The 14,097-nt window shown below is 73.3% G+C and carries 15 protein-coding genes and 1 pseudogene; 9 read left to right on the forward strand and 7 right to left on the reverse strand.

Annotation, left to right across the window (positions count from 1 at the left end):
- Positions 1 to 333: 333 nt before the first annotated feature.
- Positions 334 to 525 (forward strand): hypothetical protein, encoded by a 192-nt coding sequence (locus ACIQGV_RS07200; protein ID WP_402491702.1) that lies wholly within the window; start codon positions 334 to 336, stop codon positions 523 to 525.
- Between the two features lie 143 nt (positions 526 to 668).
- On the forward strand, positions 669 to 1,715 hold the full coding sequence (locus ACIQGV_RS07205) for an NUDIX domain-containing protein (RefSeq protein WP_402491705.1): 1,047 nt from the start codon (positions 669 to 671) through the stop codon (positions 1,713 to 1,715).
- Positions 1,716 to 1,801: 86 nt separating this feature from the next.
- Here ACIQGV_RS07205 and ACIQGV_RS07210 read toward each other — a convergent pair whose 3' ends face one another.
- A complete protein-coding gene (locus tag ACIQGV_RS07210) occupies positions 1,802 to 3,157 on the reverse strand; it encodes a dipeptidase (protein ID WP_402491707.1) in 1,356 nt (451 codons plus the stop codon).
- Between the two features lie 135 nt (positions 3,158 to 3,292).
- Between ACIQGV_RS07210 and ACIQGV_RS07215 the strand changes: the two genes are divergently transcribed.
- Positions 3,293 to 4,591: a geranylgeranyl reductase family protein gene (locus ACIQGV_RS07215; RefSeq protein WP_402491710.1), complete on the forward strand. Its 1,299-nt coding sequence runs from the start codon at positions 3,293 to 3,295 to the stop codon at positions 4,589 to 4,591.
- Here the strand turns inward: ACIQGV_RS07215 and ACIQGV_RS07220 are convergent.
- Positions 4,581 to 5,048, reverse strand: a complete 468-nt coding sequence (locus tag ACIQGV_RS07220; RefSeq protein ID WP_402491712.1) for a nitroreductase family deazaflavin-dependent oxidoreductase — start codon at positions 5,046 to 5,048, stop codon at positions 4,581 to 4,583. The two genes, ACIQGV_RS07215 and ACIQGV_RS07220, sit on opposite strands and share 11 nt — an antisense overlap.
- Positions 5,049 to 5,345: 297 nt before the next feature.
- Here ACIQGV_RS07220 and ACIQGV_RS07225 point away from each other — a divergent pair, with 297 nt between their 5' ends.
- From ACIQGV_RS07225 to ACIQGV_RS07235, 3 genes are all read left to right on the forward strand, one after another.
- Positions 5,346 to 6,065, forward strand: a complete 720-nt coding sequence (locus ACIQGV_RS07225) for a TetR/AcrR family transcriptional regulator (RefSeq protein ID WP_402491715.1) — start codon at positions 5,346 to 5,348, stop codon at positions 6,063 to 6,065.
- A gap of 174 nt (positions 6,066 to 6,239) precedes the next feature.
- On the forward strand, positions 6,240 to 7,538 hold the full coding sequence (locus tag ACIQGV_RS07230; RefSeq protein WP_402491717.1) for a sensor histidine kinase: 1,299 nt from the start codon (positions 6,240 to 6,242) through the stop codon (positions 7,536 to 7,538).
- Complete coding sequence (locus tag ACIQGV_RS07235; RefSeq protein ID WP_402491720.1) at positions 7,535 to 8,200, forward strand: response regulator; 666 nt, start codon at positions 7,535 to 7,537, stop codon at positions 8,198 to 8,200. The genes ACIQGV_RS07230 and ACIQGV_RS07235 overlap by 4 nt, the downstream gene beginning before the upstream one ends.
- Here the strand turns inward: ACIQGV_RS07235 and ACIQGV_RS07240 are convergent.
- On the reverse strand, positions 8,161 to 8,499 hold the full coding sequence (locus ACIQGV_RS07240) for a DUF6332 family protein (RefSeq protein WP_402491722.1): 339 nt from the start codon (positions 8,497 to 8,499) through the stop codon (positions 8,161 to 8,163). The two genes, ACIQGV_RS07235 and ACIQGV_RS07240, sit on opposite strands and share 40 nt — an antisense overlap.
- Before the next feature lie 76 nt (positions 8,500 to 8,575).
- A complete protein-coding gene (locus ACIQGV_RS07245; RefSeq protein WP_402491725.1) occupies positions 8,576 to 10,072 on the reverse strand; it encodes an MFS transporter in 1,497 nt (498 codons plus the stop codon).
- Positions 10,073 to 10,158: 86 nt separating this feature from the next.
- On the opposite strand from ACIQGV_RS07245, the gene ACIQGV_RS07250 reads away from it, so the two are divergent.
- Entirely contained in the window at positions 10,159 to 10,593 is a 435-nt protein-coding gene (locus ACIQGV_RS07250; RefSeq protein WP_402491728.1) for a MarR family winged helix-turn-helix transcriptional regulator, read from the forward strand.
- 197 nt (positions 10,594 to 10,790) lie between these two features.
- On the opposite strand, the gene ACIQGV_RS07255 is transcribed toward ACIQGV_RS07250, so the two are convergent.
- Both ACIQGV_RS07255 and ACIQGV_RS07260 read right to left on the reverse strand, forming a co-directional pair.
- Positions 10,791 to 11,525 carry a maleylpyruvate isomerase family mycothiol-dependent enzyme gene (locus ACIQGV_RS07255; protein WP_402491731.1) on the reverse strand — a complete coding sequence of 245 codons (735 nt, stop codon included), beginning with the start codon at positions 11,523 to 11,525 and terminating at the stop codon, positions 10,791 to 10,793.
- Positions 11,526 to 11,576: 51 nt separating this feature from the next.
- Positions 11,577 to 11,837, reverse strand: a pseudogene (locus tag ACIQGV_RS07260) (MFS transporter); the annotation flags it as partial.
- A 30-nt stretch (positions 11,838 to 11,867) separates the two neighbouring features.
- On the opposite strand from ACIQGV_RS07260, the gene ACIQGV_RS07265 reads away from it, so the two are divergent.
- The gene (locus tag ACIQGV_RS07265; protein WP_402492438.1) at positions 11,868 to 12,119 is read left to right on the forward strand and encodes a hypothetical protein; all 252 of its coding nucleotides are present in this window, start codon (positions 11,868 to 11,870) and stop codon (positions 12,117 to 12,119) included.
- Positions 12,120 to 12,192: 73 nt separating this feature from the next.
- Here the strand turns inward: ACIQGV_RS07265 and ACIQGV_RS07270 are convergent, their stop codons facing one another.
- Positions 12,193 to 13,230 carry a hypothetical protein gene (locus ACIQGV_RS07270; protein ID WP_402491734.1) on the reverse strand — a complete coding sequence of 346 codons (1,038 nt, stop codon included), beginning with the start codon at positions 13,228 to 13,230 and terminating at the stop codon, positions 12,193 to 12,195.
- A 311-nt stretch (positions 13,231 to 13,541) separates the two neighbouring features.
- Between ACIQGV_RS07270 and ACIQGV_RS07275 the strand changes: the two genes are divergently transcribed.
- Positions 13,542 to 13,994 (forward strand): phospholipase, encoded by a 453-nt coding sequence (locus tag ACIQGV_RS07275; protein WP_402491737.1) that lies wholly within the window; start codon positions 13,542 to 13,544, stop codon positions 13,992 to 13,994.
- Positions 13,995 to 14,097: the final 103 nt, after the last annotated feature.

Consider the following 14,097-nt stretch of genomic DNA (forward strand, 5'->3'; position numbering starts at 1 on the left):
GGAACGGCGCGATCGGCCAGGGACGATCCGCAGTCGACGATGCTCGAAGGCTTCGGGCCGTGTCGACGCATGTCGTTGCGGGAGCTTTCCTCGGGGGGCGCGGGGAACGGCGCGATCGGCCAGGGACGATCCGCAGTCGACGACGCTCGAAGGATCCGGGCCGTGTCGACGCATGTCGTTGCGGGAGCTTCCCTCGGGGGGCGCGGGGAACTGTGCGGCCAGCCGCACACGACCCGCGGCCGACGACGCTCATCAGGTTCCACCCACCCCGCCCGCCCACCAGGCCGGACGGCCACGCGTGACCTCCACCCGGCAGACGCAGTTGGAACGGTCATGAAGAAGCGCAGCATGCTCGCCCTCGCGTCCCTGGCCACCGGCTTCGTCGTCGCGGCGATCACCCCCTCCCACGGCCTCGGCGACAAGCTCGACGACGTCGACGTCAACGGCACCCTCAGCACCCTCGACAGCACGATCGCCAGCGACAGCCTGGACGTCGACGAGTCCGCCCTCGGCCAGAACGGCTGACGGTCACCCGATCCGGCCACAGGGCGCCGGGCCCCGCCTCGGGGGCCCGGCGCCCTGCTCCGTGTACGGCCCTCAACTGTGCCTGGTTTCCGTGACAGGGTGGAGCGGGCAAGCCACAGGGGGCCGACAGAAGAGGGGGAGACGTGACCGTCGTCTGGATCAACGGCGCGTTCGGTGCGGGGAAGACGTCCGCCGCACGGGAGCTGATCGACCTGATCCCGAACAGCACGCTCTTCGACCCCGAGCTCGTCGGCGGGGCGCTCACCCAGCTGCTCCCGGCCAAACGCCTGGCCGAGGTGACCGACTTCCAGGACCTGCCGATCTGGCGGCGGCTCGTGACCGACACGGCGGCCGCGCTGGTCAACGAGCTCGGCGGCACCCTCGTGGTGCCCATGACCCTGCTGCGCGAGGAGTACCGCGACGAGATCTTCGGCGCGCTCGCCGCCCGCCGGATCACCGTACGACACCTCGTGCTCACCCCGGCGGAAACGATCCTGCGCAAGCGGATCGCCGACCGCGAGATCCCCGCGGACCCGCCCGACGGCGAGACCGGGACACGCACACGCCAGTGGTCCTACGACCACATCGAGCCCTACAACGCCGCCCTCGCGGGCTGGCTCGGCACCGACGCCCACCCCGTCGACAACGGCGCCCTCACCCCCTACGAGACCGCCGTGCGCATCGCCGAGGCCGTCTCCTCCGAGACCGTGCCCGCCTGCGCCATCGTGCAGACCGCCGAACCCACCGCCGAGACCGTCGCCGCGGGCGTGCTGCTCTTCGACGAACAGGACCGCGTGCTGCTCGTCGATCCCACCTACAAGCCCGGCTGGGAGTTCCCCGGCGGCGTCGTCGAACCCGGCGAGGCACCGGCCCGGGCCGGTGTGCGCGAGGTCGCCGAGGAGACCGGCGTCCGACTGGACGACGTACCGAAACTGCTCGTCGTCGACTGGGAGCGCCCCGCACCGCCCGGATACGGCGGACTGCGGCTCCTCTTCGACGGCGGACGCCTGGACCGCGCGGCCACCGAGGGGCTGCTGCTGCCGGGCCCGGAACTGCGAGGCTGGCGCTTCGTCACCGAGGAGGAGGCCGCCGCCCTGCTGCCGCCCGTCCGCTACGAACGCCTGCGCTGGGCCCTGCGGGCACGCGAACGCGGCGCCGCGCTCTACCTGGAGGCCGGCGTGCCCGTGTAGCCCGACCGCCGCTCACGTCCGGGCGGTACGGCACGAGGCCCCGCGGCCGGCGCCGCGGGGCCCTCGCCCCCATGTCCGCAGGAGCGTCAGCCCGCCGCGTAGTTGCGCAGGAAGAGCGCCTCCGCCACCGACAGCCGCTCCAGCTCCTCGGGCGACACGCTCTCGTTCACCGCGTGGATCTGGGCCTCCGGCTCGCTCAGACCGATCAGCAGGATCTCCGCGTCCGGGTACAGCGCGGCGAGCGTGTTGCACAGCGGGATCGAGCCGCCCTGACCGGCGTACTGCATCTCCTGGCCCGGGTACGCCTCCGCCATCGCCTCCGCCATCGCCTGGTACGCCGGGCTGGAGGTGTCCGCGCGGAACGGCTGCCCCTGACCGACCTGCTCGGTCGCCACCCGGGCGCCCCACGGCGTGTGCGCCTCCAGGTGCGCCTGGAGCAGCTTGGTCGCCTCGGCCGCGTCCACGCCCGGCGGCACCCGCAGGCTGATCAGCGCCCGGGCGCTCGCCTGCACCGACGGCGTGGCGCCCACGACCGGCGGGCAGTCGATGCCGAGCACGGTCACCGCGGGCCGCGCCCAGATGCGGTCCGCGACCGTGCCGGAGCCGATCAGACCGACCCCGTCCAGCACCTTGGCGTCCTCGCGGAACTGCTCCTCGTCGTACTGGAGCCCGTCCCACGACGACCCCCGGGTGAGCCCGTCCACCGTCGTGGAGCCGTCCTCGGCCCGCAGCGAGTCCAGTACGCGGATCAGCGCGGCCAGCGCGTCCGGCGCGGCGCCGCCGAACTGGCCGGAGTGCAGGTTGCCGCGGAGCGTGTCGACCTGCACCCGGAGCATGGTCATCCCGCGCAGCGTGGACGTCACCGTCGGCAGGCCCACACGGAAGTTGCCCGCGTCGCCGATGACGAGGGTGTCCGCCGCCAGCAGCTCCGGGTGCGCCTCGGCGTACCGCTCCAGACCGCCGGTGCCCATCTCCTCCGAGCCCTCGGCGATGAACTTGACGTGCACCGGTATGCCGCCGTTCGCCTTCAGCGCCCGCAGCGCCAGCAGATGCATGACGACGCCGCCCTTGCAGTCGGCGGTGCCGCGCCCGTACCAGCGGCCCGCGCGCTCGGTCAGCTCGAACGGCGGCGTGTCCCAGCCGGCCTCGTCCAGCGGCGGCTGCACGTCGTAGTGGGCGTAGAGCAGGACCGTCCGCGCGCCCTCGGGCCCCGGCAGGAATCCGTAGACCGACTGGGTGCCGTCCGGAGTGTCGAGCAGCGCCACGTCCTGGAACCCCTCGGCGGCGAGCGCGTCGGCGACCCAGCGGGCCGCGCCCTCGCTCTCGCTCCTCGGGTACTGGTCGAAGTCCGCCACCGATCTGAAGGCCACCAGCTCGGTGAGCTCCGCCTTCGCCCTGGGCATCAGCGAGGCGACGGTCTCGGCGACCGGATTCGACGACATGGGCACGCTCCTCGTGGGTGCGACGTTGGACCTGTTGGATATCGAGATCCTCCCACAGCGGCCTGCGGCGACGTCCGCCGTAGGATGCGGGGGACAGGATGCGGCAGGCGGCTGGATCGGGAGCAGTAGACCATCGTGAGCAGCGAGAACTCTTCGGCGGACGACGAGCGGCAGGTGTGGGACGTCGTCGTGGTGGGCGCGGGACCCGCGGGGGCCTCGGCGGCCTACGCGGCGGCTGTCGCCGGACGGCGTGTGCTGTTGCTGGAGAAAGCCGACCTGCCCCGCTACAAGACATGCGGCGGCGGCATCATCGGCCCCTCGCGCGACGCCCTGCCACCGGGCTTCGAACTGCCCCTGCGCGACCGGGTGCACGCGGTGACGTTCTCCCACAACGGCCGCTTCACCCGCACCCGCCGCTCCCGGAAGATGCTGTTCGGGCTGATCAACCGGCCCGAGTTCGACCAGCAGCTGGTGGAGCACGCCCAGAAGGCGGGGGCCGAACTGCGCACGGGCGCCACCGTGTCCCGGGTCGAGCAGCACGGCTCCGCGGTGCCCGACCGGCGCACGGTCGCCGTGGTGCTCCAGGGCGGCGAGACCCTGCTGGCGCGGGCCGTGGTCGGCGCCGACGGCAGCGCCAGCCGGATAGGAGCCCATGTCGGCGTCAAACTCGACCAGGTCGACCTCGGTCTGGAGGCGGAGATCCCGGTGCCGGAGACGGTCGCCGAGGACTGGAAGGGCCGTGTGCTCATCGACTGGGGTCCGATGCCGGGCAGTTACGGCTGGGTCTTCCCCAAGGGCGACACGCTGACCGTCGGTGTGATCTCCGCGCGCGGCGAAGGCGCCGCCACCAAGCGGTACCTGGAGGACTTCATCGGGCGGCTCGGCCTCGCCGGCTTCGAACCGAGCATCTCCTCCGGCCATCTGACCCGCTGCCGCGCGGACGACTCGCCGCTCTCGCGCGGACGGGTGCTGGTGTGCGGGGACGCGGCCGGACTGCTGGAGCCCTGGACCCGCGAGGGCATCTCCTTCGCGCTGCGCTCCGGGCGGCTCGCGGGGGAGTGGGCCGTACGCATCGCCGAGGCGAACGACGCCGTGGACACCCGCCGCCAGGCTCTCAACTACGCCTTCGCCATCAAGGCGGGGCTGGGCGTGGAGATGGCCGTCGGCAAGCGGATGCTGGCCGCGTTCGAACGCCGTCCCGGCCTCTTCCACGCCGCGCTGACCGGGGTCCGGCCCGCTTGGAAGGCGTTCATGGACATCACGCGCGGCGCCACGACCCTCGGGGGCCTCGTCCGCAACCGTCCGCTCGCCCAGCGGGCGCTCGCCGCCCTCGACCCGCGGCCCGCCGCCGGGCCGGCGGCACCGAGGAGCGGCACCGGGGACGAGACCGGCGGGGACGAGACCGCCGGGGCCTCGCCGGACGTCACTTCCTGACCGTGATCCGGAACACCGGGTGGTCCTGGGCCGCCGCGAGGATCTCCTCGTCGGAGGACTTCGCGGTGACCCCCTGGAAGTACTGGTTGACCTCCCAGCCCCACTTCTCCAGATAGGACCGCAGGACCGGGAGCTTCTCGCCGTCGGGAAGCTCCACCGCGGTGAAGGTGCGCACCTTCCGCCCGACGCGCAGCTCGCCGCCCTGCGCGACGCGCATGTTGCGCACCCACTGGGAGTGGCCGCGGGCCGAGACGAGGTACTGCGCGCCGTCGTGCGAGTGGGGGTTCACGGGGATCCGCTGCATCTGGCCGCTCTTGCGTCCCCGTACGGAGAGCTCCGCCGTGCCGGCGAGGCTGATGCCGTGCCGGGCGAGCCAGCCGATGGCGTTGTTGAGGCGAGTGGCGACGGGGCCGGCCTGGAAGTAGTAGGGCGCGGGCGACGGCGTGGACGGTGACATGGGGACCCCCAGGATTACGTGAGCAGTGCTCTCGGTTGAGAGCGGCGCTCTCGTTCGAGAACAGTGTGCGGGAGAGTGGTGCTCAAAAGCAAGAGCACTGCTCTCTCTTTGGTGCGCCGCTCTTGTCTGCGCTCGCCGCTCACGTTCGCGTGCATCGATCTCACCCATGTGCGTCGATCTCACTCGCGTGCACCGCTCTCGATCGCGCTCGCTGCTCTCATCTCGGCTCACTGCTCTCATCTGTGTACGCCGCTCTCGTTTGTGTGCACCGCTCTCCCTCTGTGGGACACTTCCCCCATGACCACCGCACAAGGGGCCCGCGCCCGCGCCAGGATCGAGATCACCGCGGCCATCAAGGACGCGGCCCGCAGGCAGCTCGCCGCGGAAGGCGCCGCCAAACTCTCCCTGCGGGCCGTCGCACGGGAGCTCGGCATGGCCTCGTCGGCCGTCTACCGCTACTTCCCGAGCCGCGACGACCTGCTCACCTCGCTGATCATCGACGCCTACGACTCCCTCGGCGAGGCCGCCGAGTCCGCGCACGACGCCGTGGCCGACGCGGGGCCGGTGCGGCGCTGGACGGCGGTCTGCGAGGCGGTGCGAGGCTGGGCGCTGGCGCATCCGCACGAGTACGCCCTGATCTACGGGTCCCCGGTGCCCGGTTACGCCGCCCCGCAGGCCACGGTCCAGCCCGCCTCCCGGGTCGGCCTGCTGCTCGTCGCCGTCGTCCGGGACGCCCACCGGGGGCTCGGTGTGGCGCGCGCCAAGCTGCCCGACGAGGTGCGGACGGAGGCGGAGCGGATCGCCGCCGACCTGGCGCCCGACCTGCCGGCCGAGGTCGTCGCCGCGCTCGTCGCGGCCTGGGCCCAGCTGTTCGGGCTGGTGGGCTTCGAGGTGTTCGGCCAGTTCAACCGGATCGTCGAGGACCGGGAGCCGTTCTTCCGGCACGCCGTGGCCCAGCTCGCCCACGGGGTGGGACTGGTCTATCCGCAGGAGGGCAGGTCCGGCCGGCGCGTGTGAGCCCGGCGGGCCCGCCGTTCGCCGGATCCGCCTCCCGACGCAAGAGGCCCGACGCAAGAGGTACGGGGGGCACGGGGTGCGGGGGAGAGCGCGCGGCGTACTTCGCGGGGAGTACGTGTGATCACCTCGTCCGGCTGACGCGTCGTGCGCCGTGCGCGGTCTAGCGTGGCGGGCATGGAGGAACAGCACGTCCGACGGCCCCCGTGGGGTCCGCCGCCGTGGGCCCGTGCCCGTGGCGAGGAGGGCGCCGGCCCCCGGTGGCCGTGGCGCTCGACCCTGCTGATCACCGTGTTCGTGCTGGTCGGCTCGCACTTCGCGGCCGGGCAGCAGGAGGGCGGGCGGACGGCGCCGGACGTCTTCGCGCGGGTGCTGCTGGTGCTGGCCTGCGGGCAGTTGCTGTGGCGGGTGCGCCGTCCGGTGCCGGTGGTGTTCGGCACGACGGCGACGACGGCGGTGTACCTCGGCGCCGGCTACCCGTACGGGCCGGTGTTCGTGACCGTGGCGGTGGCCTGCTTCGGCGCGGTCGTCGCGGGGCACCGCAGGGCCGCCTGGACCGCGGTGGGCATGCTGTGGGCGGCGCATGTGCTGGTCGGGCACTGGCTCTATCGATGGCTGCCGCCGTCGGGCGACCCGGCCGCCTCCTGGGGGCAGGAGGGGGTGATCGCCGCGTGGGTGGCCGCGATCGTGGCGTTCGCGGAGCTGGTCCGGGTACGGCGTGAGCAGTGGGCCCGGGAGCGGGCCGAGCAGGCCCAGGCCGCCCGGCGGCGTGCCGACGAGGAGCGTCTGCGCATCGCCCGCGAGCTGCACGACGTCCTCGCGCACAGCATCTCGGTCATCAACGTCCAGGCGGGCATGGGACTCGCCCTGCTGGACAGCGACCCGGAACAGGCACGGGCCGCGCTCACCACCATCAAGTCCGCCAGCAAGGAGGCCCTCGGCGAGGTCCGCCAGGTCCTCGGCACCCTGCGTGCCCCGGGTGACGCGCCGCGCACCCCGGCCCCGGGCCTGGACCGGCTGCCCGAGCTGGTCGAGCAGGCGGCGAGCGCGGGCCTGACCGTGCGGGTCGAGGGCGAGACGCCGCGCCTGCCGCCGGGCATGGACCTCGCGGCGTTCCGGATCGTGCAGGAGGCCCTCACCAACGTCGTACGGCACTCCGGTTCGCGGCATGCGCGCGTGCGGCTCGACCGCACCGACGGCCCGGGCGACACGGGCGGCCCGGGCGACACGGACCGCCTCGCCGGGTCGGCGGGCTCCGACGGTCGCGGCGGCCCGGCGCTGCGGCTGCGTATCGACGACGACGGACCGGCGACCGGTGCCGATGCCGGAGGCGGCGGGAACGGTCTGGCCGGGATGCGGGAGCGGGCGGCCGCGCTGGGTGGCACGATCGAGGCGGGCCCGCGGCCCGGCGGCGGCTTCCGGGTGCTCGCCGTGCTGCCGCTGACCGCCACGGCGGACGAGGAGGCCGACCGGTGATCCGAGTACTGCTCGCCGACGACCAGGCCCTGGTGCGGGCCGGATTCCGCGCGCTGCTCGACGCGCAGCCGGACATCGAGGTGACCGGCGAGGCCGCCGACGGCGAGGAGGCGCTGCACGCGGTGCGCCGACTGCGCCCGGACGTCGTCCTGATGGACATCCGCATGCCGGTGCTGGACGGACTCGCCGCCACCCGGGGCATCACCGGGGACGAGCGGCTGACGGACGTGAAGGTGGTCATGCTGACCACGTTCGAACTCGACGAGTACGTCTTCGAGGCGATCCGCTCCGGCGCCTCGGGTTTCCTGGTCAAGGACTCCGAACCGGACGAACTGCTGCGCGCCGTGCGGGCGGTGGTGGCCGGGGACGCGCTGCTGTCGCCGGGGGTGACCCGCCGGCTGATCGCCGAGTTCGCCGCCCGCTCGAAGGAGCCCGCGGCCGCCGGGGCGCTCGCCGGGCTCACCGAGCGGGAGCGGGAGGTGATGGCGCTGGTCGGGATCGGGCTGACCAACGAGGAGATCGCCCGTCGGCTGGTCGTCAGCCCGCTCACCGCGAAGACGCATGTGAGCCGCACGATGGTGAAGCTGGGCGTGCGCGACCGGGCCCAACTGGTCGTACTGGCCTATGAGTCGGGCCTGGTGCGGCCGGGCTGGCTGGGCTGAGCCGACTGCTGGAAGCGCACCAGCACGGAGACGACCCGGACACAGAAGAGGACGGCCGCGAACAGCGTGCCCGCGCCCAGGAGCAGCGTCCTCGGTCCGGACGGCAGCCGGAAGAGGAACGCGGGTCCGGCGACCGCCCCGAAGACCAGCGCGGCCGCGAAGAACGCGCTGCACAGCGCGTATCCGATCTCCACGGTGACCGCGTCCCGTTCGGCCTGGGTCCGCCGTCCCCCGTGTCCCCGGCCCCCGTGTCCCCTGTGTTCCCGTCCTCCGTGTTCCTGTTCCCCGTATGTGCTCATGACAGGAGTGAAACAGGCGGGTGCCCGGCGGGGCAAACGGCCCCGCCGGGCACCCGTGGGAGGCGGTTCCCCCGGTTCAGTCGCGGACCGCCATGCGCTCCGCGCCCGCCTCCTTCGTGGTGGACCTGGCGACGACGACCGAGCGGGAGCCCGGCCGGCGTCGGGAGACCAGTCCCGTGAGGGTGATCAGCAGGCCGGCCGCGGCGGTCCCGGCGACCACGAGCAGGCCGGGCCGGTAGCTGTCGAGGACGGCCTGCGGGGTGGCGTCCTCGGGGGCGCCCGCGGTGACCACCGCGGTCACGACGGCCAGGAAGATCGCTCCGCCGACCTGGACGGAGGTGTTGAGCAGCCCGGACACCATGCCCTGCTCGTGGTCGTCGACGCCGTTGGTGGCCTGGATGTTCAGCGAGGGGAAGACCAGCGCGCAGGCCGCGCCGATCAGCAGCATGCTCGGCAGGATCGCGACGGCGTACACGGGGTCGAGGTCGACGCCGAGGAACAGCGCGTACCCGACGACCATCAGGGCGAAGCCGACGGCGATCAGCCGCTGGGTGCCGAACCGGTCCACGATCGAGCCGACCTTCGTCGCTGAGGCCGCCACCAGGGCGCCGGCGGGCAGGAACGCGAGCGCGGTGTGCAGCGCCGACCAGCCGAGCAGGGTCTGCATGTACAGGGTGACCAGGAACTGGAAGCCGACGTACGAGCCGAAGAAGGTCATCGCGCCGAGCTGGGCGCGGATCTGGCTGCCGGAGCGCAGGACGCCGAGCCGGACCAGCGGTCCTGCCGAGCGCCGCTCGACGAGGACGAAGGCGGTCAGCAGCACGGCGACGGCGAGGAACGACAGCAGGGTGCGGGCCGAGGCCCAGCCGGCCTCGGGCGCCTGGACGACGGTGAAGACCAGCAGCAGCATCGAGGCGGTGCCGAGGACGGCGCCGGGGACGTCGTAGCCGTTGTGGTCGCGCTCGCGGCTGCTGCGCGGCAGCAGCCTCAGTCCGGCGACGAGTGCGATCAGGGCGATCGGCGCGGGCAGCAGCATGGTCAGCCGCCAGCTGGCCTCGGTGAGCAGGCCGGAGAGCACCAGGCCCATGGAGAAGCCGGTGGCGGCGCAGGTGGTGTAGATGGAGAGGGCACGGTTGCGCAGCGGGCCCTCGGGGAACGTGGTGGTGATGATCGACAGGCCGGCCGGGGCGGTGAAGGCGGCGCTCAGGCCCTTGATGAAGCGGCTGGCGATCAGCAGGGGGCCGGAGTCGACGAGCCCGCCGAGCAGCGAGGCGACCGCGAAGACGCCGAGGGCGACCAGGAACACCTGACGCCGGCCGAGCAGGTCGGCGGTGCGTCCGCCGAGGAGCAGCAGTCCGCCGTAGCCGAGGATGTAGCCGCTGACGACCCACTGCAGCGTCGAGGTGGACAGGCCCAGGTCGGAGCCGATGGACGGAAGGGCCACGCCGACCATGGACACGTCCAGGGCGTCGAGGAACATCGCGGCGCAGAGCACCAGCAGGGTGCCCCAGAGCCGGGGAGTCCAGCGAGCGGCCGAGGACGAGGCCGCGGAGGTGGTGAGCGGAGAGGTCATGGCGCAGACACTACATGCATGTGCATCGAATGCAAATGCATTTAATTCCGATGCAACAAAGTCGGTTCTCTGCTACGGTGCGCCCCATGGCGGCCGAGAACGGCGAGCAGGCGCTCGTGGACCAGTGGCGGGACATCCTTGCGCTGCACGCCCGGACCCAGTGCGAGCTGGATCGGGCGCTGGGCGGGCACGGCTTGTGCGCGAGCGACTTCGAGGTGCTGGACGTACTGGCCGGGACCGGTGCGCCGAAGTGCGGCCCCGCCTATCGCGTCCAGGAGATCTCCGAGCGGGTCCACCTCAGCCAGAGCGCGCTGTCGCGGCTCATCGCCCGGCTGGAGAAGGACGGTCTGGTCGAGCGCGGTCTGTGCGCGGAGGACCGGCGAGGGGTCCGGGTGGCCCTCACGCAGAAGGGGCGCACGCTGCACGAGGCCGTGCTGCCGGTGCAGCGGGCGGTGCTGTCGCGGATGCTGGCGCACGGCGACGGGTGCGAGCCCGCGGCCCACGGGTCCGCCGGCCGTTAGGGCCCTTCTGGCGGATCTCCGCGGCGCCCGGCACGCACTCCCTCACTGCCCGAAAGGCGTGGGGGGACCCCCAGCCGCACACCGGTCGCACGCACCGAACGCCGCTCCTTCTCCCGCGGAGACCCGCCAGAAGGGCCCTGGAGCGCGCCGGACCTCCGACCGCCGGGGCGCGCCGGATCACCCGCTCCCAGGGTCTGTCAGATCGCCGACCTCTCCTGCCACAGCGTGGCGAGTGCCGGGTCGCCCGTGACGCGCGGGGCGGGCAGCCGGTTCCACAGGGCGAAGTACAGCTCCTCCGCGGGGCCGGACAGTTCGGTGTCGGCGGGGCCGTCCGCGTCCGGCATGGTCACCGGAGGCCCGTCCGACAGCCGTACGCTCCACACCGCGTCCGTGTCCGACGCCCGCACCCGCAGCACCCGCGGCTCGTCCGTGCGGACCCGGCTCCTGGGGCGTGCGTGGAAGCCGCGCAGCAGCTCGTCGATGCCGTCGACCGCGAACTCCGTGGTGACGGGGTCCGGGACCACGCCGAGAGCGGCCTGTGCGTCGAAGCGGTGCACGGTCGTCTCGTGCGCCTGGCGCCGGGTCCAGAACGCCAGCGGCGAGGGGTTCGGCGCGGGGTGGAAGGTCCAGCACACGACGTCGGGCGAGGCGTCGGCCAGGGTCTTGACGAGCCCGTGGTGGCTGTCCCGGTACCAGGCGACCAGCTCCGCACCGTCGAGGCCGGGTGCGTCGCCGAGGGGGAGGGGGCCGGTGTGTCCCTCCCGTACGAACGAGGCGGCCCAGACGTGCACGGCGCCCGTGTGGCGCAGCAGGTCCCGGACCCGCCAGTCGGGGCAGGTCGGTACCCCGGCGTCGGTACCGGCCCGCTCGGCGGCGTCGGCGAGCGACCGGCCCGCGGTGTCCAGGGCTGCGAGGTGCTGTGCGGTCTCCATGAGCGTGAAGTCTGCCCGATGGGGTGCGCTCGCGGGCAGGGTGCCCGGGTGTCAGTCGGCCGCCACCCGCCGGGTGAGGAATCCGACGGCCGCGGCGACGGCGGCGAGCGCCGCCACGCTGGTCAGGGCGGCCGGCAGGGAGAACCAGTCCGCCATGAACCCGATCGCGGGCGGCCCGAGCAGCATCCCGCCGTAGCCGAGCGTCGAGGCCGTCGCCACCCCGCTCGGCCCGGCCGGTGCCCCGGCCCGCTCCACGGCCACGGGGAACAGGTTCGCCGGTCCCGGCCCCGCGACGGCGAACCCGGGCAGCGCCCGGAGCGGACGTACCGAACCGGAGTCACGATGCCCGCACTCGGGGACGGCGGGGTGGGCCGACGGATCGCCTGCTGCCGCAGCGTCGTACGTCCGCCGATGACACGGCAGCGGCTCGTCGACGCGGCATGCATGGTGCTCGGCACGATCCGGAAGACCGAGCGCGGCGAGCGGGGTGTCACCGACACCCCGCCGGAGTCGGTCGCCGGCGCCCTCGGCGGCACGGTGCTGTGCGATCGGGTTCTGTTCATCGCGGCACGAATCCGGGCTGGGGGAGCATAGGGGGCGAGACAGGGGGAGTCGGGGTGGGGTGGGCCCGGTCGGTCCCCCTGCGTGGGGTGGGGTGGGGGTCCGGTCAGTCCGCCTGCGCCGCGCGGGCACGGTCGGAGAAGAGGCGGGTGACGGACTCCAGGTCGCCGGCGTCATAGCTGCGGCTCTCGTTGTCCGAGCCAGCGACGATCGTGATGACGGTGCCGGTGCGGACCATCGTGTAGGTGGTGCTGGGCCGGGCGTACGCGGCGGACTCGTCACCGATCTCCGGCATGGCCACGCTCTGCATGTCCTGCGCCTTGCGCCGGTACGTCGCGAAGGCCGCGCGGGCCTCGGTCTCGCCCGGGTAGGCGTACGCGATGAACTCGGTCGGCATGCTGTAGCGGCCTTCGTAGGCGACGCGTCCTGCGAAGGAGGAGCCGTCCTCCTGTCCGGAGACCTGGGTGTGGGGCGGGGTGACCTCGGTCCAGCCGCTCGGCAGGCTCGTCGTGTCCGGCAGGACGGCCGCGAGGGCCTGCTCGTCCGGCAGCGGCGCCGAGGCGCTGCCGTTCCCGCCGCCGGTCTCCGCGCCGGACCCGTTCCCCGCCTGCCCGTCCCCCTGGCCGAAGGGGGCGCCGGAGGTGCCCGGACCCGCACCGGGGGAGCCGTCGTCGTCGAACATCTGCGTCCCTCCGCGGACCAGGAGGACCACCAGTGCGACGACGGCGGCGACCAGTACGGCGAACGCCGCCCGGCCGGACGGCGTGTTGTTGAAGGTGACGGGCCCCAGCGAGATGGTGCTGCGGCGGACGCTCGCGCTCCCGTCGATCACGACGCTGTGCGTGTAGCTCCGGGGCGCGTCGGGCGGCGGCGGACCGGCGAGCGCCTGGGCCAACTGCGCGGCGAACTCGGGGTGCTGGGCCACGGCGCCCGCCACCGCGTCCGTGAGCTGTGCGCGCGCCTCCGGGTCGTCGGGCCGCGCGGTCACGGCCGCCAGGGCCTGCTGTCCCGACGGGTCGCCGCCGAGCCGCCGGCGGACCAGATCGGACACGGTCTGCCCGATCTCCGTACCCACGGTCGCGGTGGCGCCCCGCGCCAGCTCCGACATCACCCGTACGACCGCCGCCACCACGTCCGGTTCCATGCGTCCCCCACGACTCCCCGAGCGCTCACATCCCGACGCACCCAGGGTCGGGCTCCAGGAGGCGCGGCCGTACCTCGCGGACCGGTCAAAGACCCGCTGCATGTGGCCGAAATGCGGCGCTGTGGCCGACTGCGGAGGGGTTCGGACGGCGTCCGGCGGTATCGGGTGAATGGCCGTCAAGTGACCCCTGAGCTTGGAGAGTTCACCGATCATTGGGGGTGCCGTAGGGGTGTACAGAGGCCACTGGGACCCATCATCTTGTCATGAACCTGCGGCCCGACGGGCGGGCCGCAGCCTCATGGAGGTGTGGGATGCACCGCAGACTCGCCACGGGACTGGCCGGCTCCGCTCTCGCTCTGGCCACCGTCGTCGCCACGGCCACCGCCGCCGGCGCCGTACCCGCCGACAAGCCCCAGGTCCTCTCCAGCTGGACCCAGACCAGCGCGTCCAGCTACAACACCTGGGTCTCGGCCCGCAACAACCAGTCGGCCTGGGCCGCCTACCAGTTCGACTGGTCCACCGACTACTGCTCGTCCTCGCCGGACAACCCCTTCGGCTTCCCCTTCAGCACCTCCTGCGCCCGTCACGACTTCGGCTACCGCAACTACAAGGCGGCCGGCACCTTCAGCGCCAACAAGTCCCGCATCGACAGCGCCTTCTACGAGGACCTCAAGCGGGTCTGCAACAACTACAGCGGCGCCACCAAGACGTCGTGCAACGGCACGGCCTGGACCTACTACCAGGCGGTGCGGGCGCTCGGCTGACAGCCGTACGGACGGGCGCGGCGGCCCGCACCGCCGCCGCGTCCCGCCTGTCCGCCGTCGCTCTCGGTCCCCGCCCCGGCGCCCGAGGACGCTCCGGGGCGGC

The sequence above is a fragment of the Streptomyces sp. NPDC093094 genome (genome assembly GCF_044754345.1).
Taxonomy (GTDB): Bacteria; Actinomycetota; Actinomycetes; order Streptomycetales; family Streptomycetaceae; genus Streptomyces.